At 65.6% G+C, this 25,017-nt stretch carries 21 protein-coding genes; 7 read left to right on the forward strand and 14 right to left on the reverse strand.

Features of this window, described 5'->3' with window-relative positions; all coding sequences use genetic code 11:
* Positions 1–16 precede the first annotated feature (16 nt).
* The 7 genes from ACFYOW_RS10445 to clpB all read right to left on the reverse strand — a co-directional run bounded on the left by ACFYOW_RS10445 (position 17) and on the right by clpB (position 8,209).
* On the reverse strand, positions 17–706 hold the full coding sequence (locus ACFYOW_RS10445; protein WP_387286532.1) for a lysoplasmalogenase: 690 nt from the start codon (positions 704–706) through the stop codon (positions 17–19).
* Positions 706–1,764 (reverse strand): beta-ketoacyl-ACP synthase 3, encoded by a 1,059-nt coding sequence (locus ACFYOW_RS10450; RefSeq protein ID WP_387286534.1) that lies wholly within the window; start codon positions 1,762–1,764, stop codon positions 706–708. Before ACFYOW_RS10450 ends, ACFYOW_RS10445 begins: the two co-directional genes overlap by 1 nt.
* A gap of 146 nt (positions 1,765–1,910) precedes the next feature.
* Positions 1,911–2,477, reverse strand: a complete 567-nt coding sequence (pyrE, locus tag ACFYOW_RS10455) for an orotate phosphoribosyltransferase (protein WP_063044806.1) — start codon at positions 2,475–2,477, stop codon at positions 1,911–1,913.
* Positions 2,478–2,482: 5 nt separating this feature from the next.
* On the reverse strand, positions 2,483–3,274 hold the full coding sequence (locus ACFYOW_RS10460; protein ID WP_387286536.1) for an SDR family NAD(P)-dependent oxidoreductase: 792 nt from the start codon (positions 3,272–3,274) through the stop codon (positions 2,483–2,485).
* A gap of 38 nt (positions 3,275–3,312) precedes the next feature.
* Complete coding sequence (locus ACFYOW_RS10465; protein WP_387286538.1) at positions 3,313–4,446, reverse strand: hypothetical protein; 1,134 nt, start codon at positions 4,444–4,446, stop codon at positions 3,313–3,315.
* Positions 4,447–4,502: 56 nt separating this feature from the next.
* Positions 4,503–5,330, reverse strand: coding sequence for a DUF5666 domain-containing protein (locus tag ACFYOW_RS10470; RefSeq protein WP_387286540.1), 828 nt, complete (start codon positions 5,328–5,330; stop codon positions 4,503–4,505).
* A gap of 320 nt (positions 5,331–5,650) precedes the next feature.
* Positions 5,651–8,209, reverse strand: a complete 2,559-nt coding sequence (gene clpB / locus ACFYOW_RS10475) for an ATP-dependent chaperone ClpB (protein WP_387286542.1) — start codon at positions 8,207–8,209, stop codon at positions 5,651–5,653.
* A 234-nt stretch (positions 8,210–8,443) separates the two neighbouring features.
* On the opposite strand from clpB, the gene ACFYOW_RS10480 reads away from it, so the two are divergent.
* The 3 genes from ACFYOW_RS10480 to ACFYOW_RS10490 all read left to right on the forward strand — a co-directional run bounded on the left by ACFYOW_RS10480 (position 8,444) and on the right by ACFYOW_RS10490 (position 11,724).
* Entirely contained in the window at positions 8,444–9,379 is a 936-nt protein-coding gene (locus ACFYOW_RS10480; protein WP_387286544.1) for an NADP-dependent oxidoreductase, read from the forward strand.
* Between the two features lie 79 nt (positions 9,380–9,458).
* Entirely contained in the window at positions 9,459–10,358 is a 900-nt protein-coding gene (locus ACFYOW_RS10485; RefSeq protein ID WP_387286547.1) for an LLM class flavin-dependent oxidoreductase, read from the forward strand.
* Positions 10,359–10,566: 208 nt separating this feature from the next.
* Entirely contained in the window at positions 10,567–11,724 is a 1,158-nt protein-coding gene (locus ACFYOW_RS10490; RefSeq protein WP_387286549.1) for an FAD-binding oxidoreductase, read from the forward strand.
* A 34-nt stretch (positions 11,725–11,758) separates the two neighbouring features.
* On the opposite strand, the gene ACFYOW_RS10495 is transcribed toward ACFYOW_RS10490, so the two are convergent.
* Positions 11,759–12,721: an RNA-guided endonuclease InsQ/TnpB family protein gene (locus ACFYOW_RS10495; protein ID WP_387286551.1), complete on the reverse strand. Its 963-nt coding sequence runs from the start codon at positions 12,719–12,721 to the stop codon at positions 11,759–11,761.
* 262 nt (positions 12,722–12,983) lie between these two features.
* Between ACFYOW_RS10495 and ACFYOW_RS10500 the strand changes: the two genes are divergently transcribed.
* Positions 12,984–13,760 (forward strand): FAD-binding oxidoreductase, encoded by a 777-nt coding sequence (locus tag ACFYOW_RS10500; RefSeq protein WP_387286553.1) that lies wholly within the window; start codon positions 12,984–12,986, stop codon positions 13,758–13,760.
* Between the two features lie 260 nt (positions 13,761–14,020).
* On the opposite strand, the gene ACFYOW_RS10505 is transcribed toward ACFYOW_RS10500, so the two are convergent.
* From ACFYOW_RS10505 to dnaK, 5 genes are all read right to left on the reverse strand, one after another.
* Complete coding sequence (locus ACFYOW_RS10505) at positions 14,021–15,190, reverse strand: FAD-binding oxidoreductase (RefSeq protein WP_387286555.1); 1,170 nt, start codon at positions 15,188–15,190, stop codon at positions 14,021–14,023.
* Between the two features lie 656 nt (positions 15,191–15,846).
* Positions 15,847–16,248: a heat shock protein transcriptional repressor HspR gene (locus tag ACFYOW_RS10510; protein WP_387286557.1), complete on the reverse strand. Its 402-nt coding sequence runs from the start codon at positions 16,246–16,248 to the stop codon at positions 15,847–15,849.
* On the reverse strand, positions 16,248–17,411 hold the full coding sequence (gene dnaJ / locus ACFYOW_RS10515) for a molecular chaperone DnaJ (RefSeq protein ID WP_387286559.1): 1,164 nt from the start codon (positions 17,409–17,411) through the stop codon (positions 16,248–16,250). The genes ACFYOW_RS10510 and dnaJ overlap by 1 nt, the downstream gene beginning before the upstream one ends.
* 24 nt (positions 17,412–17,435) lie before the next feature.
* Positions 17,436–18,122 carry a nucleotide exchange factor GrpE gene (grpE, locus tag ACFYOW_RS10520; protein ID WP_387286561.1) on the reverse strand — a complete coding sequence of 229 codons (687 nt, stop codon included), beginning with the start codon at positions 18,120–18,122 and terminating at the stop codon, positions 17,436–17,438.
* Positions 18,119–19,966: a molecular chaperone DnaK gene (gene dnaK, locus ACFYOW_RS10525; RefSeq protein WP_387286563.1), complete on the reverse strand. Its 1,848-nt coding sequence runs from the start codon at positions 19,964–19,966 to the stop codon at positions 18,119–18,121. Before dnaK ends, grpE begins: the two co-directional genes overlap by 4 nt.
* A 474-nt stretch (positions 19,967–20,440) precedes the next feature.
* On the opposite strand from dnaK, the gene ACFYOW_RS10530 reads away from it, so the two are divergent.
* Positions 20,441–22,051 carry an FAD-binding oxidoreductase gene (locus ACFYOW_RS10530; RefSeq protein WP_387286565.1) on the forward strand — a complete coding sequence of 537 codons (1,611 nt, stop codon included), beginning with the start codon at positions 20,441–20,443 and terminating at the stop codon, positions 22,049–22,051.
* Here the strand turns inward: ACFYOW_RS10530 and ACFYOW_RS10535 are convergent.
* Positions 22,029–22,538: a MarR family winged helix-turn-helix transcriptional regulator gene (locus ACFYOW_RS10535; protein ID WP_387286566.1), complete on the reverse strand. Its 510-nt coding sequence runs from the start codon at positions 22,536–22,538 to the stop codon at positions 22,029–22,031. The two genes, ACFYOW_RS10530 and ACFYOW_RS10535, sit on opposite strands and share 23 nt — an antisense overlap.
* Before the next feature lie 116 nt (positions 22,539–22,654).
* Here ACFYOW_RS10535 and ACFYOW_RS10540 point away from each other — a divergent pair, with 116 nt between their 5' ends.
* Together ACFYOW_RS10540 and ACFYOW_RS10545 are read left to right on the forward strand one after the other, a co-directional pair.
* A complete protein-coding gene (locus tag ACFYOW_RS10540; protein WP_387286568.1) occupies positions 22,655–24,358 on the forward strand; it encodes an MFS transporter in 1,704 nt (567 codons plus the stop codon).
* 243 nt (positions 24,359–24,601) lie between these two features.
* Positions 24,602–24,898 carry a hypothetical protein gene (locus ACFYOW_RS10545; RefSeq protein ID WP_387286570.1) on the forward strand — a complete coding sequence of 99 codons (297 nt, stop codon included), beginning with the start codon at positions 24,602–24,604 and terminating at the stop codon, positions 24,896–24,898.
* Positions 24,899–25,017 lie beyond the last annotated feature (119 nt).

The raw sequence follows: 25,017 nt of genomic DNA on the forward strand, positions 1-25,017 counted from the left end.
ATCGACGGGCGCGAGGTCAGTCCCGCGCGTGCGCTCGCGGGTCCGCGAGCAGATATTGCGCGGCCGCATAGGTAGCCAGGATGACGCCCTCGGTGACCCGCCGGGAACGCTCGCTCCGCGCGAACAGCCTGCGCAGCACGATCAAACCATCGGAAACGGTGAACAGCAGTGCACCCAGGCCGAGCCGACTACGCGGATCGGCACTCGGAATATTCAGTCCGGCAACATTTTTCGCGCCCGGAGCCAATCCGGTATCGGAGGCGAGCACCGCCGCACTGCCCAGTGTCGCACCGTAGGCCGTCAGCGGAGCCGCAACGGTAGGCGCCTTGGCCCGCATCAGCAGTGCGGCACCGAGCCAGGCCAGCACCCGTGGCACCGCGATCTCCGGACGCGGACGCCCACCGCGCCGCCACCACAGCACCGAATATCCGGTCTGCATCACCGCGAACGAAGACGCGCCCGCGATCAGCCGCCGGTCATTGTCCGGCTCGATCAACAGCACATCACCGATGGTCGCGGCACCGAGGGAACCCAGCAGAACCGTCCGATCAACCGGCTCCAACACCGCCTGATCGGTCGCCACATCCGCCGCCAACAGCGGCATCAGCAGCGGCTTCGCCACCCACTGCACCTTCTCACGGCCGGTGACCGCGCCGTACACGGTCGCCGCCGCTGCCGCCAGAAATGCGGCTCGGAACGGACGCATCAAAAGCTCGGCTCTTTCGGGGCGGGCGGCAGCGTGACGACCTGGCCCGCATAGCTCAGACCCGCACCGAAACCGAGCAGCAGCGCCACCTGGCCCCCCTTGGCCTTGCCGGTCACCAGCATTTCCTCCATCGCCAGCGGGATGGAGGCGGCGGAGGTATTGCCGGTGTTCTCGATGTCATTGGCCACCGGGATGTCATCGGCCAGCCCGAGGTTCTTCTTCATCAGCTCGTTGATGCGCGCATTGGCCTGATGCGGAATGAAGACCTCGATATCTTCCTTGGAGACACCGGAGACCTCGAGCGCCGAGGCCAGCGCGCGCGGCAAAGTGACCGCCGCCCAACGGAATACCCGCGGGCCCTCCATCCGCAGCGACATCCGGCCGATGGGCTCGACGGCCGGATCGATGCCCTGCAGCCGCTGTGCCTTCTCCATGTATTCGAGGAAGTTGACGTCCTGCTCGATCGCCGAGGCATTCTCGCCGTCGCTGCCCCACACCGTCGGGGAGATGCCGTTCTCCTCGCTCGGGCCGACCACCACCGCACCCGCACCGTCGCCGAATATCATCGCGGTACCGCGATCGGTCGGATCGAGTCCGACCGTCATCGTCTCGGCACCGATGAGCAGAACATATTCGGCCGATCCGGAGCGGATCAGGTCGGCGGCGACGCCGAGGCCGTAGCCGAAACCGCCGCAGCCGGAGGTTAGATCGAAGGCCGCGATCCCGTTCATCCCCAGGTCGTTGGCGACCTTGGGGGCGCCGTGCGGGGTCAGCGTCAACCAGCTCGAGGTGGCCAGAATCAGCGCACCGATCTTGGAGCGGTCGATGCCGCTGTTGACGATCGCCCGCTCACCGGCGGCCGCCGATATCGACTGCAGCGTTTCGTCACCGCTGATCCACCGACGGTTGCGCACACCGGTGCGCTCATAGATCCACTCCGGGGTCGAGTCGAGAACCTCGCACACCTCTTCATTGCTGACCAGGCGTTTCGGACGGTAAGCACCGATGCCGAGCATCGCGACATTCGCACGGCTCTTATTGACTGCAATGCTCACCACAGGTAACTCCACGACCCTTCACTGTCTCGAACGCCTCGACGCGCTCGACGTATACGTCCTGTTATCGGGTCGCACCGCTGTCGGCGTTTCAGCGCAAGACCAAGCGCCGATCACCAGCGATTGCGACCCAGGACCGCATTCGCAGCTTAACCGAGGGCCAGATCCTTCAATCCCAGGATGGACCGGTACTCCAGGCCCTCGGCGGCGATTACCTGATCGGCACCGGTCTCCCGGTCCACCACGGTCGCGACGCCGACGACGGTCGCACCGGCCTCGCGCAGTGCGCGCACGGCGGTCAGCGGCGAGTTTCCGGTGGTCGTGGTGTCCTCGACGACGAGCACCCGCTTGCCTACGATGTCCGGGCCCTCGATCTGGCGCTGCATGCCGTGGGTCTTGGCGGCTTTACGCACCACGAAGGCGTCGATCGGACGGCCGGGTGCGTGCATGACGGCCAGCGCGACCGGATCCGCGCCCATGGTGAGCCCGCCGACGGCCTCGAAATCCCAGTCCGCCACCAGTTCGCGCAGCAGCTTGCCGATCAGCGGTCCGGCACCGTGGTGCAGGGTGGCGCGGCGCAGGTCGACGTAGTAGTCGGCCTCTTTGCCCGAGGACAGCGTGACGCGGCCGTGCACGACGGCGAGCTCGCGCACGAGTGCGGCCAATCTATCTCGGTCGTCTGTCGAAACGGTGGCCTTGTTCGCCTGGTCGATCATGTCTGTCAAGTCCTTCCGCGTGCGTTGAACATGCCGCGATTCAGTCGGGCCGCCAGGGCTCGCGGGATCATCCCGGCGGCGGTGGTGAGCACTTTGTACTGCACACCGGGCACGCTGAGCACCCGGTCCTTCTCCAGATCACGTAGCGAACCGGCAACCACCTGGTCGACGCTCAGCCACAGCTTTTTCGGCAGCGAGGACATCTCGATACCGGCCCGCTCGTGGAATTCGGTGTGCACGAATCCGGGGCACAGGGCTTGGACCCGGACTCCCGTTCCAGCCAGTCCACCCGCCAGCCCTTCCGTGAAGGATACGACGTAGGCCTTGGAAGCCGAATAGGTCGAGCCGCGTCCGGGGATCAGACCCGCGACGCTGGCCACATTGACGATCGAACCCTTCGCGGCCGCGATCATCGACGGCAGCGCGGCCCTGGTGAGCTGCACCACCGCGGTGACATTGACATCGAGTTGGGCTTGAACCTCGGCGGGCGGCTGCGTCCAGAACTCCCCCGACTGACCGAATCCGGCATTGTTGACCAGGAATTCGATACCGTCGGCGGCGCGGGCCAGCACCCGATCCCGATCGTCGGCCTTGGCCAGATCGGCGACGAGCACCTCCGAACGGGTCGCGAATTTCCGCTCGAATTCCGCGGCGAGTGCGTTCAGTCGGTCCTTGTCGCGGGCGACGAGCACAAGGTCATAACCGAGTGTGGCCAAACGCACGGCGAATCCGCGCCCGATGCCGGAGGTCGGTCCGGTGATCAGCGCGACCGGGCGGGTGGCACCGGGCAGACGCACATGTTGGACAATCGGTGTCGAGAGGGCGTCATGCCCGCTCACTGCGGCACGGGTCCCTGATACGGGCGGAATCCCGGGTGGAACGGACCGCCTGGCGGTTCCGGTGTGTGCTCGGCCGACTTCCAATCGTCCGCATCCGGGTCGGACCGGGCGGGCTCGGACTTGGCGGGTTTGCGCTGGGCGGGGCGGTCCTCCGGCGACCAGTCGTCCTCCGGTTCCGCTGCCCAGCGCTCGTCGCGGGCCCGCGAGCGAGAGTCGGGGACGACAGCGAGACTGGGGCGGCGGGGCGGCTCAGGGGTCACCGGTTCGGCGGCCGGTTCGTCGTCGTAATAGTCGTCGTCGGAGTACTCGCGGTACTTCGGCCGGTCGAAATCGTCTTCGTCATAAGACGATTCGTCGTAGGCGGAGGCCTCGTAGTCGTCGTCGAAATCCTCGCCCTTGCGCAGATCCGCCGACGCGACCCGCGCGGCCACCGGACTGACCGCCTCTTCCCGGTCATCCGCCCGCTTGCGCGGGTGCGGCCGTCCCGGATCGTGCCCACCGGAATCCACCCCGCGCGCATCGCTGACCGGCGGCAGCACATGCAACAGACCGGACAGGCGAAGCACCGCATCGATGGCGGTCTCCCAATCCTTGGCCACCGTCCCGACATTCAGCATGCCGAGGGTCCAGTTGCCCTCACTCCACAGCATCTGCACGCTGTCGGGCAGCGATTCGATGAAGGCGACCATGCGCTGGTCGACCGCGTGCCTGGCGATTTCCGGATTGGTCGCGAATACCACCCGATCGCCGATCGCGCCGAGCAGTTCCAGATCGGCGTCCTTCGGCGGGGACGCGGTCTTGAGCCGCATATCCACATCGATATCGGAGCCGATCTGCCTGCGCACCGCGACCAGTGTCGCCGCGTCCTCCAGATCGAAGAGGACGAATTTCTCGCCCTTGCGGATGCCGGACACCACATCCACCGCGGACAGGTAGCCGAGCTTGGCCAACGCACCGCGGCGCCAGGTGGACGCCAGCGCCGGTTCCACCGACACATACGTATAGCCCTGCGCCTTCGCCCACACCTGGCGCGCATGACCGGTCCGCTGTCGCTGGACCCGATCGAAATACAGCAGCACGATCGCACCAACGAGCGCGATCGCCGCCAACCCGAACCACATTGCCGTCATCGTCGCCTACCCTATAGAGTCGACAGGGCTATTGCGCATCACTGCCCGCTGATATTTCACCGCGTGCCCCCGGGCAGTGCGGTACTGATGATGATCTTCGCGTCGATCGAACCGTCCGCGGCCTTATCGCCCTGCACCACGACCATGTCGCCGACCGGAAGATCGGATGCCTTGGACCCGGTCAACGAGATCACCTGGGTCTTGTCGGTGGTGCGCACCGTCACGGCGGATCCGCCGATGGTGTCGAGGGTCAATTGGCCACCGGCATTGGCTTTGATGGTGCCCATGGTCGCGCCGAGGTTATCGATGCCGCCGAGTCCCGGAATGCTCGGCAGGACCTGGGTGGACGATGGACCGCCCGAGGGTCCGGTGGATCGGCCCGCGGTCGGGAAGGCCGAGGTGCTCGCGGCGGAGCTCGACGAGGTGTCCTTACCGCCCGTCAGCACGCCCGCGAGCACTCCGACCGCGCCGATCAGCAGAATCACACCGACTCCGAGGGCGATCCACAGGCCGGTATTCCGCTTGCGCGGCGGTTGCTGATCCGGGGGTAGGGATCCACCCGGCGGGCCGGGCGGATACTGCGCGCCGGGCTGGCCGTATGCACCGACCTGGGTCGGCTCCTGCCACGCGCCACTTTCCTGCCCGCCCCATTGGACCTGGCTCTCGTACGGCGGGAACTCCTTGGTGGCATTGACCGGCGGCGGCCCCCACGGCTCGTATTGTTCGGTCGATGGATAGACCGAGGTCGCATCGCCGTGGCCGAACGCCTCGGTGTATTCCGTCGTAGGCGACGAAGGCTGAAATCCCGACTTGCCCGACGGCCCGATATGTTCCGTCGGCGCATCCTCCGGTCGCTGTGCCCAGGGATCGTTGGGACTACTCATGGCCTCCAGCGTAGGCTCTGTGTCTTTGGCCGCGCCTTCGGCGCGGCGTGTTCGCGGCCCCCTGGTGTCTCGCGTCCGAGCCGTCGAGACTCGCGCCTGCGGCGCATGCGCTTCGACGACTCGAACACGAGACGGGCCACGAACGGTCGCTCGTAAAACTCGCTCCGTTACGGTCACCGCGGACGCCCAGTCACCTGCGGCGCATGCGCTTCGACGACTCGAACACGAGACGGGCCACGAACGGTCGCTCGTAAAACTCGCTCCGTTACGGTCACCGGGGACGCCCAGCTGCGGGTTGATCGCAAGCTGGGCCACCTCGGTCAGGGCCGTCCGACGATGAGACTTTCGCCGTTCGGGCTCACGTTGACGACGACGGTGTCGCCGTCGGTGACCTCACCGGCGAGCAGTTCCTTGGCGAGGGTATCGCCGATGGCCTGCTGGATCAGCCTGCGCAGTGGGCGGGCACCGTAGACCGGGTCGTAGCCGCGCACGGCGAGCCAGAACCGGGCCGAATCGCGGACGTCCAGCTTCAGCCTGCGCTGCGACAGCCGCTTCTGCAGCTGGTCGAGCTGGATATCGACGATGGATTCCAGCTGCTCCTCATCGAGGGCGTGGAACATCACCACATCGTCGAGGCGGTTCAGGAACTCCGGTTTGAAGGCCGAGCGCACCGCGTTCATGACGAACTCCGGATCGCCACCCGCACCCAGATTCGAGGTCAGTATGAGGATGGTGTTGCGGAAGTCGACCGTGCGGCCCTGGCCGTCGGTCAGGCGACCCTCGTCGAGCACAGCGAGCAGGATGTCGAAGACATCCGGATGCGCCTTCTCGATCTCGTCGAAGAGCACGACGGTGTAGGGCCGCCGCCGGACCGCCTCGGTCAGCTGACCGCCCTGGTCGTAACCGACATAGCCGGGCGGGGCGCCGACGAGCCGAGCGACCGAGTGCTTCTCGCTGTACTCGCTCATATCGATGCGGACCATGGCGCGTTCGTCGTCGAACAGGAAGTCCGCCAACGCCTTTGCCAGCTCGGTCTTGCCGACACCGGTCGGGCCGACGAACATGAACGAACCCGTCGGCCGGTTCGGATCCGCGACGCCTGCGCGCGCCCGGCGCACCGCATCGGAAACCGCCTGCACCGCCTCGGTCTGGCCGACCACGCGCTTGCCCAGCTCCTGCTCCATCCGCAGCAGCTTCTGGGTTTCGCCCTCCATCATCCGGCCGACCGGAATACCGGTCCAGGACGAGACCACCTCGGCGATATCGTCGGGGCCGACCTCCTCCTTGAGCATCACTTCGCCGTCAGCGGCTGTCGCGGAAGCCTTTTCGGCCTCGGCGAGCTGCTTCTCCAGCGCTGGAATGCGTCCGTAGCGCAGTTCCGCGGCCTTGCCCAGATCACCGTCGCGCTCGGCGCGTTCGGATTCACCGCGCAGGGATTCCAATTCCTCCTTGAGGACGCGGACCTGGTCGATGGCGCTCTTCTCGTTCTGCCAGCGGGTCATCAGCTGGTTGAGCTTCTCGCGGTCGTCGGCGAGTTCCTGGCGCAACTTGTCCAGGCGCTGCTTGGATGCCGCGTCGGTCTCCTTCTCCAGCGCGACCTCTTCGATCTCCAGCCTGCGCACCGCCCGCTCGACCTCGTCGATTTCCACTGGGCGCGAGTCGATTTCCATGCGCAGCCGCGACGCCGACTCGTCGACCAGGTCGATCGCCTTATCCGGTAGGAACCGGGAGGTGATGTAGCGGTCGCTGAGCGTGGCGGCGGCGACCAGTGCGGAGTCGGTGATGCGCACACCGTGGTGCACCTCGTAGCGGTCCTTGATACCGCGCAGGATGCCGATGGTGTCCTCCACCGACGGCTCGCCGACCAGCACCTGCTGGAAGCGGCGTTCCAGGGCGGCGTCCTTCTCGATGAACTTGCGGTATTCCTCCAGCGTGGTGGCGCCGACCAGGCGCAGCTCTCCCCGGGCGAGCATCGGCTTGATCATATTTCCCGCATCCATCGCCGATTCGCCGGTCGCGCCCGCGCCGACAATGGTGTGCAGCTCGTCGATGAACGTGATGATCTGTCCCGCACTGTTTTTGATCTCTTCGAGTACGGCCTTGAGCCGCTCCTCGAATTCACCGCGGTACTTCGCGCCGGCCACCATCGCGCCCAGATCGAGCGAGACGACGGACTTGCCGCGCAACGACTCCGGCACGTCACCGGCCACGATGCGCTGGGCAAGGCCCTCGACGATCGCGGTCTTGCCGACGCCTGGTTCACCGATCAGCACCGGATTGTTCTTGGTGCGACGGCTCAAAACCTGTACGACACGGCGGATTTCGGTATCACGCCCGATGACCGGGTCGAGTTTGCCTGCACGGGCGGCCGCGGTGAGATCGGTCGAATACTTCTCCAGCGCTTGATAACTGCCCTCCGGATCGGCACTGGTGACGCGCGCGCTGCCGCGTACGGTGGTGAATGCCTCGCGCAGCGCATCGGGGGTCGCGCCGTACTTCTTCAGCAGCATGGTCACATCCGAATCGCCCTCGGCCAAGCCGACCATGACGTGTTCGGTGGAGACGTATTCGTCGCCGAGTTCGGTGGCCAGGCGCTGTGCGGCGGTGATCGCGGCCAATGCCTCGCGGCCGAGTTGGGGTGTGGTGGTCGCACCGGTCGCTCGCGGCAGCTTATCCACGATGTCCTGTGCCTCGCGTCGAATGGTCGCCGGATCTACCGCGACGGCCTTGAGCAAGGGGGCGGCGATGCCATCGGTTTGATCCAGCAACGCCACCAGCAAGTGCGCCGGACGAATCTCCGGATTGCCCGCGGCCGAGGCGGCCTGCAGGGCGGCGGTCAGGGCCGCCTGGGTCTTGGTGGTGGGATTGAACGAGTCCACAAGTCACCTTCCTACTAGTCGATTCGCACTATCCAACGCCCGAAAGGTTGAGTCTGTTCCACTCAACTTTGATTTCTCGAGCGAATCGCTCGACACCCGAACAGTCTCGGTTCGAACGCTACGCCGCGACACTGCCGAATGGCATCAATCACCGGGCCTTCGACACCGCGATGCCTACGATGGCCTTGGCCGTTGGTTGATGCATCAAATCCAGCCCGACTCGAGGAGCGATGGATGCGCGCGATCGTGGTACGAAGCTTCGGAGCAACACCCGAACTGGCCGAAATGCCGACCCCCGAACCCGGCGCGGGTGCGGTCAGAATCCAGGTCGAGGCGGCCGGTGTCAACCCCTTCGACCAGAAGATGGCAGGCGGCATTCTGGATGGCAAGTTGCCGCACGATTTCCCGATGATCCTCGGCGTCGACGGCGCGGGCACGGTGACCTCGGTCGGACCCGGCGTCACCAAATTCGGCGTCGGCGACCGCGTCGTCGGCAAATTCCTGGTCCCGCCCGCGGGCCACGGCAGCTTCGCGGAGTACTCGGTACTGCCCCAGGACGCCACCCTGGTCCCGATCCCCGACCGGGTGCCGACCGTCGCGGCGGCCGCCCTGCCGACCGCGGGCATCACGGCGCAGGACATCGTGGACGCCACCAAGATCGAACCGGACCAGACGGTATTGATCGTCGGCGCCACCGGCGGCGTCGGCTCCTTCCTGGTGCAGCTGGCGAATATCGCCGGAGCGCACGTCATCGCGACGGCGCGCGGATCGGTCGCCGATCAGATGACCAGGCTCGGCGCTGCCGAGACCATCGATTACACCCGCGGTCCGGTCGCCGAACAGGTCGCCGCCGCGCATCCCGACGGCGTCGACGCACTGTTCGATCTGGTGAGTCCACCCGAGGTGCTGGCCGAACTGACCGCACTGGTCCGCGACGGCGGCACCGTCTACTCCACCATCTGGTCCGCCGATCCGGACGCTCTGCGCGATCGAGGCATCAAAGGCGGAAATATCGAATCCTCCGGGCGCGGACCGGAACTGACCCGCCTGCTCGATCGGGTCGCGGCAGGCGATGTGGTCGTGCCGATCGACGCGACCGTCCCACTGGACCTGGGCCCCTCGGTCATCGGCGCGACGGGGGCGCGGGGCAAAACCGTGCTTGCCATGTGAGGTCGCGCGTGAGCGAGCGAGCCGAAGACACAGCCGCCTTGGCTGGCACAGCGAAGCCGAGCGCCAGCGAGGCGGAGGCGTGAGCGCCCGCAAAAAGGGCTCGCGCCCACCCGAATTCGGCCTCTTCCTGATTCCGGAGGCCGACAACTACCAGCAGCTCACCGAGCTGACGACATATGCCGAAAGCGCCGGACTCGACCTGATCGGCGTCCAGGACCATCCCTACCAGCGACGCTTCCTCGACACCTGGACCCTGATCACCGGCTTGGCCATGCGGACCGAGCGACTCACCTTCTTCCCCGATGTCGCCAACCTGCCCCTGCGCAATCCCGCCGTACTCGCGAAATCCGTTGCCTCCCTCGACATCATGACCGGCGGCCGGATCCATCTCGGACTCGGCGCGGGCGCGTTCTGGGCCGCCATCGCCGCCATGGGCGGTTACCACCTGAGCGCGGGCGAATCGGTCCAGGCGCTGGCCGAGGGCATCGCGGTCATCCGGGCCATGTGGAGCGACGAACGTTCGGTCCGGGTGCCCGGCACCTATCACCTGCTCGCCGGTGCCCACCCCGGACCACAGCCGCAGCACGATCCAGGTATATGGCTCGGCGCGAAGGGACCGCGCATGCTCGCCCTGACCGGACAGCGTGCCGACGGCTGGCTGCCCTCGGCGGCCTGGGCCCCGCCCGAATTCCTGACCGAGGCGGGCAAGCGCATCGACGATGCCGCCGCCGCGGCGCACCGCGATCCGCGCACCATCCGCCGGGTCTACAACCTGTCGGGCACCATCACCGCCGACGGTACGAACCACGGCTTCCTGGAGGGCCCGCCCGAGCGCTGGGTGGACGATTTATCCACACTGCATCGTGACCAGCGCATCGACGGCTTCATCTTCTGGCCGACCGAGGGCGACCCCGTCGACCAGGTACATCGCTACGCCGAATTGGTCGCGCCCGCGGTGCGCGCGAACGTCACGAGTTGACCCGGCGGTAACCCGGCGCGAGCGAGGTCGCGATATCCTGCATATCCGGCCCAGAGCAGCCCCGATTTGCCCACGGATTACCCGTGAGCGCGGGCGTGATCGGCCATACCCACACGACCATGTGATTTTCAGGGATACTTGTCGGCGGAGGACCGCCGGTTACGGATATGTCCCTGGGCAGATTTTGAGGGAAAGGAAGCTCCACGTCGTGGATGCGCGTTCGGCAGCGCTGGTCCGCGCCAACTTCCGAGCGGTGATCGAGTCACCGAACGGACCCGAGCGGTTGATCAGTGCGTTTTATGGTCACCTGTTTGCGGAGAAGCCGCAGCTGCGGGAATTGTTCCCGCCCGCGATGGAGATGCAGGCCAAGCGGGTGGTGACCGCCATCCATTACGTGCTCGACAATCTCGAGGACTGGGAGCGGGCCCAGCGGTTCCTGGAACAGTTGGCGCGCGATCACCGCAAGTACGGTGTCATCGCCGCGCACTACGACATCGCGGGGCGGGCGCTGCTGGCCGCCTTCCGGGTCTTCAACGGTCCGATGTGGAATCGCTCGCTCGAGGAGGGCTGGCGCGATATCACCATCCTCATCTCCGCCTCCATGGCCATCGGCGCCAATTCCGACAAATCGCAGCCGTACTGGGATGCGACCGTGGTCGGCCATCGTCGGGTGCTCGAGGACTTGGCCATCGTGCGGCTGCAGACCGACAGCCCGATTCCGTATCAGGCCGGGCAGTACGTACCGATCTCGCTGCCGCAGCGCCCCAAGATGTGGCGCTACCTCTCGCCGGCGATTCCGGCGAATCCTTACGGCGAGATCGAATTCCACGTGCGCAAGATCCGCGGCGGTTGGGTCAGCCCGGCGATCGTCAACGAGACCAAGGTCGGCGATCGGTGGATGATCGCGGGTCCGCTCGGTGGTCTGCACATCGATCGCGACAGCGGCCGTGACGTGCTGCTGATCGGTGCGGGCACCGGCATCGCCCCGCTGCGCGCGCAGCTGATCGAGATGGGTCAGCGCGGCATCAATCCGCGCGTGCACTTCTTCATCGGCGGCCGCTACCCCTGCGATCTCTACGACGTGGAGAATATGTGGCAGCTCTCGCAGAGCAATCCGTGGCTCACCGTGGTCCCGGTCTGCGAGCAGAAGACCAACCCGTGGTGGTATCCGCATCCACCGCAGGACGAGCCTTACGGCATGCACCGCCGCCTGATCGGAAACCTGGGCGCGGTCGTCGCCAGCTTCGGTTCATGGTCCGACCGGCAGATCCAGATCGCCGGTTCGGCCCGCATGATCGCCGACACCCGCCGCGCCCTGATGGCGGTAGGCACACCCGAGTCGGTAATCAGCTCAGATCCCGTTTAACGCTTCCCTTGCCTGGAGGCAGGAGATTCACAGCTCAGACCGCAACCGAACCACCCACCCGAGGTAGATGACCCGCTTGTCTCACATCCTCAACACTGTTGTGGCCGCGTTCTGCCACAACCAGAATCACTCTGGCAGCGTTGCGATCCCGACCCGCAGTAAAGCCGCAGTCGGGGCATCGGAAAATTCTCTCGCACAGTTCCAGTCGCTTGGCTCTCGCGAAACAGTGACTGCACGTCATCGACGTATAGGCGGGCTGAACCAACACCACCTTCCGGCCAGCCCGCATGCCACGCTCGATCAACTCCCGCAATGCCGCGCCGATCGCCGCGTCCGCCGATTTACGGGCCATCGTCGACTTTGCCAGGAATTTCGGCCTGAAATCCTCCACCGCGATCAACCCATGTTCGGCGACAACGCGTTTCGCCCACACCCGCGAATCGTGCCGGGTCTGCCGCGCCGCTTTCTTATGCAACTTCGCCACCTGCTGCGCGGCCCGCTGGTATCCGCGAGACTGCGGGCCACGCTTTCCACGGTGCCGGCGGGCCATGCGGCGTTGCGCTTTCGCCAATTCCGCGGCGCTCCGCTTCCGGCGCCCGAGAAAGGGCAAATCGAACCGGGTATCGGTGGCCGTAGCCGTGACACGCACCCCCCAATCGATTCCGACACCACCGTGGGCTACCGGCGCACTTTCCAGCTCCCGCCGCACGACGAACGACGCATACCAATGCCCCAAATTATCCCGCGTGATACGCACAGAACTCGGGTCCGACGGCAGTTCACGCGACCACACCACCGGGATACTCACCCCCTTGGGCAGGAGCAGCCTGCCGTCGCGGATGCTGAACCCGCGCAAGATGTATTGCAGCGACAGCAACGTCTTCTTCCGCGATTTGAACCTCGGCCGGCCACGCCCTTTCACCTTGAAAGAATCATCGAGGGCTTGCGCATAGGTCCGCAGCATCTGCTGCTGAGCGACCTGCGCCCCATCGCGCAATCACCCCGTCCGCCCGCGCGCTGCGGTCAGCAACTTTCCAAGCTTGCCAAAGCTCAGACGTGCACCCGACTTCTGTTGATGCACAGCTTCATTCCACAGAAAGCGGCACCGATTCCACTCCGCAACAAGCGCCCGCTCCGCCTGCACACTAGGACGCAGACAACCTAACCGGCACCACTGACATTTCCCCGCAACCCAACCTCTGAAAGGAGGATGGCGCTTCCATTCCCCTTGAACGAGGGAATATTCGCGCTACACCCCGATGACAATAGATTCGAGCACGGTCGGCAATGGCGCGCCCCCGGTGTGGAAGGCGACGGTGGTCGGTCACCATCGGCTGCGTCAGGACATCGCGGTTATTCGTTTGATCGGCGAGTACGTCCCGTTCCTCGCCGGTCAATCCGTCGAGGTGCAGGTGCCGCAGCATCCGGGGATGCGACGTCGACTCTCCCCCGCGCTGCCGCCGTCGCTGGACGGCAAGCTGGAATTCCATGTGCGCACGGTGCCGGGCGGCTGGTGCAGCGGCAGTATCGTCGCCGACACCCAACCGGGCGACGAATGGCAGATCAGCGCTCCCCTGGGCACTTTCGCCGTCGATCCGTACGGCGACGAGGTGGTGATGATCGCGGGCGGCACCGGGCTGGCCCCGATGCGCTCCCAGATTCTCGACCTGGCCCGCCACGAGGATCCGCCGCCCACCTACCTGTTCGTCGGCGGGCGCTCCCCGCGCGACCTCTACGCCGATGACATGCTGTTCCTGCTGGCGAACGAATTGCCTTGGCTCACGGTGATTCCCGTGATCGAGGGGCCGGAGGATCCGGGCTGGGTCGACGAATGGTACGAGCAGTCGCGCGTGGACATCGGCTTCCCGCTCGACGATATGCTCTTCGGCACGCTCGCCGATGTCGTCGGTTCACACGGCGCATTCGACCACCATCAGGTGCTGGTCTGCGGTTCACCCAATATGGTCCGCGTAACTCTGGATCGGCTTGTCGAGACCGGAACTCCTGCTCCGGCAATACAATTCGAGGGACTTTGATCGACGGCCCGACCACCACGGAGCGAGTCTCACGAGCGATGTTCGCCAGGGGTCGCGAACACGCTGCGCCGCAATCAGACAGAGCCCGCGAACCTGCCGCACCGAAGGCACTGCAATCAACGCCACAGCACGCGGCACCCGGTCAGGGGCTGTTCAAGCACTAGTCCCCCCGTCCGGAGCGAGTCTTACGAGCGAGGAGTTCGCGGCCCGTCTCGCGTCCCAGTCGTCGAAGCGCATGCGCCGCAGGCGCGGCCAATAATTCAGAAGAGCGGATCGTGGCGGATGTTCTTGGTCTGCGTTCCGGCGGCCATGAGACGGAACTTGGTGGTCTGCACCATCGAGGGTGATCCGACGATCTGCACATCCCGGTCGGACCAGGAGCCGTAGCTCGCGACGACCTTGCCGATCTGGCCGGTCATCCGGGCTTCCAGCCCCGGCCAGGTGTGCTCCGGCTCGCCGGAATCCAGGTACCACCAAGGGTTTTCATCGCTCTCGGTGACCGGCGTGACGGTGAGCCATTTATTGGCGGTGGCCAGTTGGCTCAGGATCTCCAGATCGTAGAGGTCACACGGGTGGTGGCCGCCGACGAACAGATGCACCCGCGGATTGACGCGCCGCTGTGCCATCGCCATGAGCTGGGCGCGCAGGGGTGCGATACCGGTACCGCAGCCGACCATCAGCATTTTGCGTTTCACATTGCGCGGCACGCCGAGTCCGCCGAGTGGTGAACCGAGTAGCCACTGGTCACCGATATTCGTGTGGCCGACAATGGCCGGACTGACCCAGCCGCCGAGCACCCCGCGGATGTGGAATTCGATCTCCCCGTTCGCATTCGCGGGCACCGCCGGGGACAGATAGCGCCACATGCGCGGCCGGGCCGGGATCTGCACGCTGATGTACTGGCCGGCGGCATATTGCATCGGCTGATTCAATTGCAGCCGCACCACGGCGAGATTGCGCAGGACCTCGCGGCGCTCGACGACGGTCCCGCTCCAGACCGGCGGCGCCGATTCCTGTTCGGCCGCGCCGATCATGGTGTCGCCGATGATCTTCAGGCCCTCGTCCCAGGCCCGGTCGACCTCGTCGGTCCACATCTCGGTGCCGGCGAAGATCCGCATGGCGGACTTCAACGAGGTCGCCACGGCGGTGTAATGCGCGGCCTGCACCCCGTACTTGCGGTGATCGCGCCCGAGTTGGGCGAGGAATGGCAATAACTTATTCGGCTCCTCGAGCCGATCCAGCGCGTAGGAGATGGCCTTCACCAATCTGTCACGCTGGGAATCCATCGCTGCGGGGAAGAAATCCCGGGCGGCGGGATAGTCCGTGAACAGAATTGCGTAGAACGAACTGGCTAGCTTGGCCGGACCCCCCTCCTCTGCAGCAACCGCCTTGAACGTTGTTCTTATCAAAGCGACGGTCCGCGAGTCCATTTGTGTCACAACCCCTTTTGCACTCGAACACAAACCCGTGCCGGCGAGTGAGGTGCTGCGGGACACTCGACAGCAGCCGATGCGTAACGAGTGTAGGCGAGGTTTGCCAGCCGCGGTATCAGTCGCATAAACATCACGTATGTAATTCCCTCGAAACGAGGAACCGCACTACGAAAACCCTTGAAAACAAACCGAAAGAACGAACACGACGGCGAAATCCGGCATATATTCACCGAATTCGGATGGCCCGGTTTGCAAGATTCATCCCATACGGTATCTCGGAGCGATCGTGCGGCAACCCGCGATCCGGGACCACCCATCCGGCTCGAGCAAACCGCAGGCGTCGGCCGACCTGGCGACCGACGGAATCGGCGGCGCGATCCGGCACATTGTTTGCCGAAGCAAGGGTCACAGCAAACTTCGCAGCTCGGCACACCGTTGGCAATCCTGCCGAACCACATGCCGACACCCACGAGAGGCTGAACTGGTTGTCGGGTAATGAAACCCGATTCCGGAGGTTGCTCGAGCGCTGCCCGCGGTTATTCGGGTCCGCAACCCTATTCAGCGTCGCGAAATCACACATTCACTTATCGGCACGAAATGACAAAAGGCTCCGGGCTCGGCCGAAACCGAATCCCGGAGCCTTTTCGCGCTTATCAGCGCCTATTGCGCGGCTTCCACACCACCAGTGCGGTACTGCGTTGCGGCGGCATGAGATCGGGGCGATACCCCGCGCGCAGCCGATCCAGCTCGGCCGACATCTCGGCGACGCGCTGTTGCAGTTCCTCGACCTGATTGGTGAGTTCGATGATGCGCTTGATGCCCGCCAGGTTGACGCCCTCGTCCTGGGACAACCGCTGCACCTCGCGAAGCAGTTCGACGTCCCGTGCCGAATAACGTCGACCGCCACCCGAAGTCCGTTGCGGCGTAACCAGTCCGAGGCGGTCATACGTGCGCAGTGTCTGCGCGTGCATACCCGCCAGCTGGGCCGCCACGGAGATCATGAAGAACTCCGCCCGCGACGCCCCGCCGGACGCCTGCTTCGGATTATCGGACATCACGCACCTGCCCATCCCGCACGTGGATCGAACCCGCTGGTCTTCTCCGCCTCCGCGTAGCGCTTGAGCGCCTCGGCGGCATTGTCGTCCAGCTTCTGCGGCACGGCCACCTTGACGGTGACGAGCAGATCGCCCGCCCCGCCGGCGGGGCCGCGCTTGGGCACGCCACGGCCGCGCACCCGCAGGATGCGACCGTCCGCGGTGCCCGCAGGCACCTTGACACCGACGCGCCCTTCCAGCGTGGGCACGGAAACCGTTGTGCCCAGCACCAATTCACTGTAACTGACCGGCAGCACCAGGGTCAGGTCGTCGCCGTTGCGGCCGAAGACCTTGTCCTGGCTGACGTGCACGGTCACATAGAGGTCACCCGAGGGCGCACCACGCAGTCCAGCCTCGCCCTGTCCGGCCAGCCGGATCTTCTGCCCATCGCTGACACCGGGGGGAATCCGCACCGTGATGGTGCGGGTCCGATTCTGGATGCCGCTGCCGTGGCAATCGACGCACGGATCGTCGATGATCGAACCGCTACCACGGCATTCGTCGCACGGCTCGCTGAAGCCGAACGCGCCCTGGTTGCGGCTGATCACACCGTTGCCATTGCAGACAGGGCAGACTCGCGGACTGGTCCCCGGCTTGGCGCCGCTGCCGTGACAGGTGGTACACGGCGACGGACTGGTCATTCGCAGTGGAACCGTGACACCCTGCGCGGCCTCGCGGAAGCCGAGGGTCGTCTCGGTCTCCACATCGGCGCCGCGGCGCGGACGGCTCGCGGTGCGCGCGCCGCCCCGGTTGAACAGGCCGCCGAGCAGGTCACCGAGGCCACCGTCGCCGGCACTCGCCTGGCCGAAGATGTCCCCGATATTGAAGTCCTGCGAGAAGCCGCCGCCCGCACCGGGAGTGAAGCCACCACGCCCGTATCCGCCACCGGCGAACAGCTTTCGGGTCTCGTCGTATTCCTTGCGCTTGGCCGGATCCGACAGCACGGCATGCGCCTCGCTGACGGATTTGAACCGCTCCTCGGCCTTGGTATCGCCGGGATTGGCATCCGGATGCAGGTCACGGGCGAGCTTGCGGTACGCCTTCTTGATCTCGTCCTGCGAGGCGCTGGAGGAGACACCCAGCTCCTTGTAGAAGTCCTTTTCGATCCACTCCCGTTGGCTCACCGGGCATCTCCTCCTCTCGGGTTCCTATTGGTTGTTCGCATTGGCATCAGCATCCGATGCCTCTTCTTCGACCAGATCGGCCACGCCATCGGTTACCCCGACGAGCGCGTGCCGAAGCACTCGATCGCCGAACCGATAGCCCTTGCGCATGACAAGGCCGATCACCGGATCGTGTCCGGAGCCCTCGTGCTGCACGGCTTCGTGCAGGGTCGGGTCGAAAGGCTCACCCTCCGTACCGAATTCCTGCAGCCCCTGCTTGTGCAGCGCGTCGGCGAGCTTATCCGCGACCGACTTGAGTGGTCCGGCATCGAGATCGCCGTGCGCCCGCGCACGATCGAGATCGTCGAGTACACCGAGCAATTCGGAGACCACGGCCGCCTTGGCCGAATCGATGGTGGCCTGGCGGTCCCGCTCGACCCGACGCCGGTAGTTGGCGTATTCGGCGGTCAGCCGCTGCAAGTCGGCGGTGCGCTCGGCCAGTTCCTTGGTGATGGCCTCGGCCAGGATCTCGGCGCCCTCATCGGAACCGATGACGGGTTCGGTGCCGTTCCCGGCTTCGGGACCGGGCCCGGCGGCAGACTGTTCCGCCGCCGGTTCCCGGATTTCACCGGCCTGCGCCGTCTGGTCGCTCCGCGGGCTCCGCTCCTGCGGATCGATCTTGCGATTGTCGACGAAGGTGATCGGCTCCTGTTCGGAGTTTCCGTCGCTCACTTCTTCTCCGTGTCGACCGGCTCGTCAACGACCTCGGCATCCACGACCTGGTCATCGCTTGCGGAGCTCGACGCGCCGTTGCCGGACGCGGCCTGGTCGGCGGCCGATGCCTCGTAGATCGCCTGACCCAACGCCTGCGACTCGGTCGCCAGCTTCTCCACCGCGGACTTCACGGCCGCGATATCGGTGCCCTTGAGCGCGTCGTTGGCCTCGGCGATGGCCGCCTCGACCTTGGTCTTGACGTCCGCGGGGACCTTGTCCTCGTTCTCCTTGATGAACTTCTCGGTCTGGTGCACCAGCGACTCGGCCTGGTTGCGGGTCTCGGCCTCCTCGCGGCGGGCCTTGTCCTCGGCGGCGTGCGCCTCGGCGTCCTTGACCATCCGGTCGATCTCCTCCTTGGACAGGCCGGAGCCGTCCTGGATCTTGATCGTGTTCTCCTTGCCGGTGCCCTTGTCCTTCGCGGTCACGTGCACGATGCCGTTGGCGTCGATATCGAAGGTGACCTCGATCTGCGGCACACCACGCGGGGCCGGCGGGATGCCGGTCAGCTCGAAGGAACCGAGCAGCTTGTTGTGCGAGGCGATCTCGCGCTCACCCTGGAACACCTGGATCTGCACCGACGGCTGGTTGTCATCGGCCGTGGTGAAGGTCTCCGAGCGCTTGGTCGGGATGGTGGTGTTGCGCTCGATGAGCTTGGTCATCACGCCGCCCTTGGTCTCGATACCCAGCGACAGCGGGGTGACATCGAGCAGCAGGACGTCCTTGACCTCACCCTTGAGCACACCGGCCTGCAGGGCGGCGCCGACGGCGACGACCTCGTCCGGGTTCACGCCCTTGTTGGGCTCCTTGCCGCCGGTCAACTCGCGGACCAGGTCCGAGACGGCGGGCATACGGGTCGAGCCACCGACGAGCACGACGTGGTCGATATCGGCGACATTGATGCCTGCGTCCTTGATCACGGACTGGAACGGCGCGCGGGTGCGGTCGAGCAGGTCCGAGGTGATCTTCTGGAATTCGGCGCGGGTCAGCTGCTCGTCGAGGAACAGCGGGTTCTTGTCGGCGTCGACGGTGATGTAGGGCAGGTTGATCGAGGTGCTCTGGCTCGAGCTCAGCTCGATCTTGGCCTTCTCGGACGCCTCACGCAGGCGCTGCATGGCCATCTTGTCCTTGGTCAGGTCGATGCCCGCACTGGCCTTGAACTTGTCGACCAGCCAGCTCACGACGCGCTCGTCCCAGTCGTCACCACCGAGGTGGTTGTCGCCGGAGGTGGCGCGAACCTCTACGACGCCCTCGCCGATTTCCAGCAGCGAGACGTCGAAGGTGCCGCCACCGAGGTCGAAGACCAGGATGGTCTGTTCCTTGTCGCCCTTGTCCAGGCCGTACGCGAGTGCGGCCGCGGTGGGCTCGTTGACGATGCGCAGCACGTTCAGACCGGCGATCTGACCGGCCTCCTTGGTGGCCTGGCGCTGCGAGTCCTCGAAGTACGCGGGCACGGTGATGACCGCATCGGTGATCTCCTCGCCCAGGTAGGACTCGGCGTCACGCTTCAGCTTCATCAGCACGCGCGCGCTGATCTCCTGCGCGGTGTACTTCTTGTCGTCGATGGCCACCGACCAATCGGTGCCGATGTGGCGCTTGACCGAGCGGATGGTGCGGTCGACATTGGTGACCGCCTGGTTCTTGGCGGGCTGACCCGTCAGAACCTCTCCGTTCTTGGCGAACGCGACGATCGATGGGGTGGTGCGCGATCCTTCAGAGTTCGCGACGACGACCGGCTCGCCGCCTTCGAGAACGGCGACGACCGAGTTCGTGGTCCCGAGGTCGATTCCGACCGCACGAGCCATGGTGGTTCCTCCTAGTTGACGTAACTTCTTGTGTCGGTGCTGGGTGATCGCGGTCTTCGGGCGATCTACCCGCTCTGCGGCATCCGCCCGGGTCAACCGGGTCGGGTGCCGCGAGACCTCGCCCCAAGCACCTCACGGAGCACGGTCCCAGCAACGCTGAGCGTGGTCGGCTCAATCCTGCACCCATTCGACACCGGGCGTCAACTGAAACTTGAGCCGAACACACTCAACACTGTCGATCAGCTCAACCGACGGCCCACGATGTCTATTCCCGATGCAGGAAGAAAGGGCCGTCGAATTCTTGTCAGGCCCGATGGCCCGAGCTCGAATCGTCGACCACTTGTGATCCACCGACGACCACGGCGAACCGGCCCGATTCCGTCCGCCCGGGGTGTCCGAAGCGGGTTGCCCGTCGATCCGGTGGTCCACGAGGATGGCGGTGACGGCGGCGTCGATCCGCCGAAAGGAGTGGATGTGCCGACGAAGACGCGGTCCTGGTGGGGCTGGGGCAATGTCGAGGACGCGGTCGTCGGCGCGGAGCGGGAAGCACTGACGGCGCGGGTCGCGGCGATTCTGCCCGATGCGGATCTCGCGCCACACGAACCGCCGTCGGTCGAATCGCTCGGACTGCCCGAACCGCGGGTGACCACGCCGGATTCGCTCGCCGGACTGGTGTCGACCGATCCGGCCGATCGGGCGGCGCACGCGCACGGTCAGGCATTTCGCGATGTGGTGCGCAATCTGCTCGGCGACGTGCGCAATGTGCCGGATCTGATCGTTCGGCCGCGCACGGAAGGCGAGATCGTCGACGTACTCGACTGGGCCGCCGGGGCAAATATCGCGGTAATCCCGTTCGGGGGTGGAACTTCCGTGGTCGGCGGGGTCGAGCCGAGGTTGCCCGCTCGATCGACCGAATTCGCGGGGGCGATCAGTCTGGACCTCGGTCGGCTCGATCGGGTGCTCGAGATCGATCGCACCAGCCGGGCGGCGCGAATTCAGGCCGGCGTCTTCGGTCCGGCGCTGGAGGATCAACTGCGCGGCGCGAATCTGACGCTGCGGCATTTTCCGCAGTCGTTCGAATTCTCGACGCTCGGCGGCTGGCTGGCCACCAGGGCCGGTGGACATTTCGCAACGCTGTACACCCATATCGATGACCTGGTCGAGTCGATGCGAGTGGTAACCCCGACGGGCACAAGCGAATCGAGGCGGTTGCCCGGATCAGGGGCCGGGCCGTCACCGGATCGGATGTTCCTCGGATCCGAGGGGACACTGGGAATAATCACCGAGGCGTGGATGCGCTTGCAGGACCGGCCGCGTTGGCGCGCAACGGCTTCCGTGCACTTCGACGACTACACCCAGGCCGTGGCCGCGACCAGGGCCATCGCACAGTCCGGCCTCTACCCGACCAATTGCCGGCTGCTCGATCCGGCCGAGGCATTTCTCAATGCCGGTGCCGCCACGAGCGGTGGTGTGCTGGTGCTCGGATTCGAATCCGCCGATCACCCGACGCGCACCTGGATGGAACGCGCACTCGAGTTGGTCGCCGACCACGGCGGCACTCTCCCCGAACCCGCGTGCTACACCGAATCGACCGAGCATCGAGCAGGTTCGGGCGCGGCCGACACCTGGCGTTCGTCATTCCTGCGTATGCCCTATCAACGCGACGCCCTCGCGGCCCGGTCGATGATTACCGAAACTTTCGAAACCGCCTGCACCTGGGACAAATTCGAAAACCTGAAGGCAGCAGTGACCGAGGCCGCGAATGCGGCCATCCGATCCGTCGGCGCCACCGGCGTGGTGACCTGCCGCTTCACCCATGTGTATCCGGACGGTCCAGCACCGTACTTCGGCATCTACGCCGCGGGGCGCTGGGGCAGTACGCTCGCGCAGTGGGATGACATCAAAGCCGCTGTCTCCGAGGCGCTCTCGGCTGCGGGCGGGACCATCACCCACCATCACGCGGTGGGCCGGGACCACCGCCCCTGGTACGACCGGCAGCGCCCCGACCCGTTCGCGAATGCCTTACGGGCCGCCAAATCCGCGCTGGATCCGGCCGGAATCCTCAATCCCGGCGTGCTGATCTGAGCTCAGCACTTGTCCGCCGGGCGGCCAGGCCCGGGTGAATGCCCGGGATGAGTCCGTTCGCCGCCGCGGTGCGCTGCAGAAGGCCGACCAGGGTAGCGCGCTCGCCGGGTTCGAGCGCCGCCGTGACATCGGCATCCAATCCGGTCACGATCGTCTCGGCCCGGGTGAGCAGCTCATGGGCCGCCGGAAGTAGATACACCGCGTGTGCGCGCCGGTCGGTCGGATGTTTGCGTCGCTCGACGAGTCCGCGCTTCTCCAGTTCGTCCACCAGCCCGACCATCACATTGCGGTGGATCCGCTGCGCCTCGCACAGCTGCTGCTGCGATTGGCCATCGTTGGCACTCAATATTCGCAGCGTGCCGTAGTGGCGCGGGCTGATGCCGAGCGGCGCGAGCAGGTCGGTGAAGCGCGCAGCGACATGGAACCCGAGCTGACCGAGCAGGAAGGCGGAGCGCTCGGACAGCGGCACGAAGGTCGGTTCGGTCACGCACCGAGCATACCCCGGTCAATGCACTCTTAGTGATTGCGCACTTGATTGATAATCACTTCATGTGCATAGTTTGAGGTGTCGTCCTACTCCACCGATCCGAAAAGAGCCTTCTCGTGGATACCGACATCTCTCCGGGTGCAGACGTGCCACTCGACCCGCGCCGCTGGATCGCCTTCGCGGTCGTGCTTGCCGCGGGGTTCATGGATCTACTCGACGTCACCATCGTCAATGTCGCGGTACCGAGCATCCAGACCGATCTGGGCGCCCAGTATTCGCAGATCGAATGGATCATCGCGGCGTATGTGCTCGCCTTCGCCGCGGTGCTCATCACCGGCGGCCGACTCGGCGATATCTACGGCCGCAAGCGGATCTTCCTGATCGGCATGACCGGATTCACGCTGGCCTCGGCCGCGTGCGGCTTCAGCTCGGATCCGACCATGCTGATCACCTCCCGGTTCGTCCAGGGCGCGATGGCCGCGCTGATGGTGCCGCAGATCCTCGCCATCATTCGGGCCACCTTCCCGCAGGAAGAGCGCGCCAAGGCCATCGCGATCTACAGCGGTGTCGGCGGCTCGGCCTCCGCGGTCGGCCTGTCACTCGGCGGACTGCTGGTGCAATGGAATCTGTTCGATCTGGACTGGCGGCCGATTTTCCTGGTCAATGTCCCGGTCGGGATCGCGGCGCTGATCGCCGCGACCATCGTCATGCGGGATTCCCGCTCGCCAGCTACGCCGCGGCTGGATCCCATCGGCATGGCGCTGGCGATCTCCGCGGTGCTGCTGCTGGCCTATCCGCTCACCGAGGGCCGCCGATTGGGTTGGCCCGCATGGACTTTCGTCATGATGGCGAGCGCCGCGGTGGTCTTCGGCGCATTCGTCGTCTTCGAGCGGCGGCGGGCGCGCACCGTCGGATCCCCGCTGATCGATCTGGAGCTGTTCCGATCCCGCCCGTTCACCGTCGGCCTCGCGAGCTGGCTGCTGTTCTGGATCGGGCTCGGCGGGTTCTTCCTGATCTGGACGCTGTTCATGCAAGCCGGGCTGGGCTGGTCGGCAATGCGGGCCGGGCTCACCGCAGTCTTCTTCGCGGTCGGCGCAGGCATCGGGGCCGGAGTTTCGGTGAGTGTGCTCGCGCCGCGGTTCGGGCGCATCGTGCTGGTCGCCGGTGGTGTGGTGAATGCCGGTGGATTCGCGCTGTACGGGTGGCTGGCCGCCCATTACGGTGCGTCGATCGCGTCATGGCAGATGGTGATTCCGCTGATCGTCACCGGTGTCGGATTCGGCATGGTGGTCGCGCCGACCATCGACCTGCTACTCGGTCAGGTGCCCGCACGTGAGGCGGGGGCGGCGTCCGGACTCCTCAATACCGGACAGCAGCTCGGCACCGCGCTCGGTGTCGCATTGGTCGGCGTGGTCTTCTTCGGTCAGCTGGACCATGATTCGACGCGCGGAGTCGAGGCGGTAACGCCGCAGGTGCGCACCGAACTCTCGACGATCGGCCTTCCCGAACCCGCACAGGACCAGATCATCGCGAATTTCCTTGCCTGCGTTCATGATCGGTCGGCACAGGTGGATCCGACGGCGGTCCCGGCCAGTTGCCAGAGCTCCGCTGCGGGCAATTACGCTGTGGCACAGGTGCTCACCGATGCGGGCGAACGGGCCAATGCGGTGAATTTCGCCAACACCTTCCGCTACACGCTGTGGTACGGCATCGGCCTACTGGCCGTCATGTGCCTCGGCTTCCTCGTGCTCCCCAGGGATGCACGGCTCGAGCGGCACGAGATCGACGATCCTCTGGAACTGGTATCGACAGGAGTCTGAGTTGACTTCCTCCCCACACCTAACGGTCGGGGATTCCAACCTTCACAGGTCGGGTTTCCTGCTTCACCGACGGTGTCCCAGCGTCTGCTGCAATGGCACCGACGACACCTCACCCAAAAACTCCAGGTCATCGGTCTTCTTCCACCCAGTCAGCATCGCGGAAGTCTCGTGGTAGTTCACCCGCCGCTGCTCGGTGAACCACGCAGTACCTCACACATTAACAAGTCAGGTTGTGAAACACTGATGAAAGTACTTGCCGTCGGACGCGAACAAGCCGTCGTCGACACCGCCACCGAATTGCTGCGGGCCAAGGGTTATACCGCCGTCGGTACCGTCGCCGACGCCGAGGCGCTGCGCGTGCTCGATACCGGTGAGATCACCGATCTGATCATCGGTGGTGGCGTTGAACCGAATTCGCGTGCGGCACTGAAGCGGAAAGCGGCCGACCGGCATGTCACCGTGCACGAGGCCAAGCGTGGCGGTCGCGGTATCGAGGATTATCTGAACGAGGTTGTCATTCCGACGCTGGAGCATCAGTAGTAGCCAAACGGCGGTTCCCGCACCCCCGCGGGAACCGCCGTCCTAGGCCAGACCCTCATTTCCGCTGCATCTTATATGTGCGCAGTAGGGTGGCGTGGGGAGGCTTCGGCTGCCTCACC

Origin of the sequence: Nocardia sp. NPDC006982, assembly GCF_042869435.1 — a bacterium.
Taxonomy (GTDB): Bacteria; Actinomycetota; Actinomycetes; order Mycobacteriales; family Mycobacteriaceae; genus Nocardia.

What these genes read in the sequence shown, in the direction of transcription:
- ACFYOW_RS10505 (WP_387286555.1), bottom strand. Translation starts at nt 15,190, where the DNA reads ATGGACTCGCGGACCGTCGCTTTGATAAGAACAACGTTCAAGGCGGTT.
- ACFYOW_RS10545 (WP_387286570.1), top strand. Translation starts at nt 24,602, where the DNA reads ATGAAAGTACTTGCCGTCGGACGCGAACAAGCCGTCGTCGACACCGCC.
- ACFYOW_RS10465 (WP_387286538.1), bottom strand. Translation starts at nt 4,446, where the DNA reads ATGACGGCAATGTGGTTCGGGTTGGCGGCGATCGCGCTCGTTGGTGCG.
- ACFYOW_RS10510 (WP_387286557.1), bottom strand. Translation starts at nt 16,248, where the DNA reads ATGTCCGATAATCCGAAGCAGGCGTCCGGCGGGGCGTCGCGGGCGGAG.
- ACFYOW_RS10500 (WP_387286553.1), top strand. Translation starts at nt 12,984, where the DNA reads ATGACAATAGATTCGAGCACGGTCGGCAATGGCGCGCCCCCGGTGTGG.
- ACFYOW_RS10445 (WP_387286532.1), bottom strand. Translation starts at nt 706, where the DNA reads ATGCGTCCGTTCCGAGCCGCATTTCTGGCGGCAGCGGCGGCGACCGTG.
- dnaK (WP_387286563.1), bottom strand. Translation starts at nt 19,966, where the DNA reads ATGGCTCGTGCGGTCGGAATCGACCTCGGGACCACGAACTCGGTCGTC.
- pyrE (WP_063044806.1), bottom strand. Translation starts at nt 2,477, where the DNA reads ATGATCGACCAGGCGAACAAGGCCACCGTTTCGACAGACGACCGAGAT.
- ACFYOW_RS10470 (WP_387286540.1), bottom strand. Translation starts at nt 5,330, where the DNA reads ATGAGTAGTCCCAACGATCCCTGGGCACAGCGACCGGAGGATGCGCCG.
- ACFYOW_RS10480 (WP_387286544.1), top strand. Translation starts at nt 8,444, where the DNA reads ATGCGCGCGATCGTGGTACGAAGCTTCGGAGCAACACCCGAACTGGCC.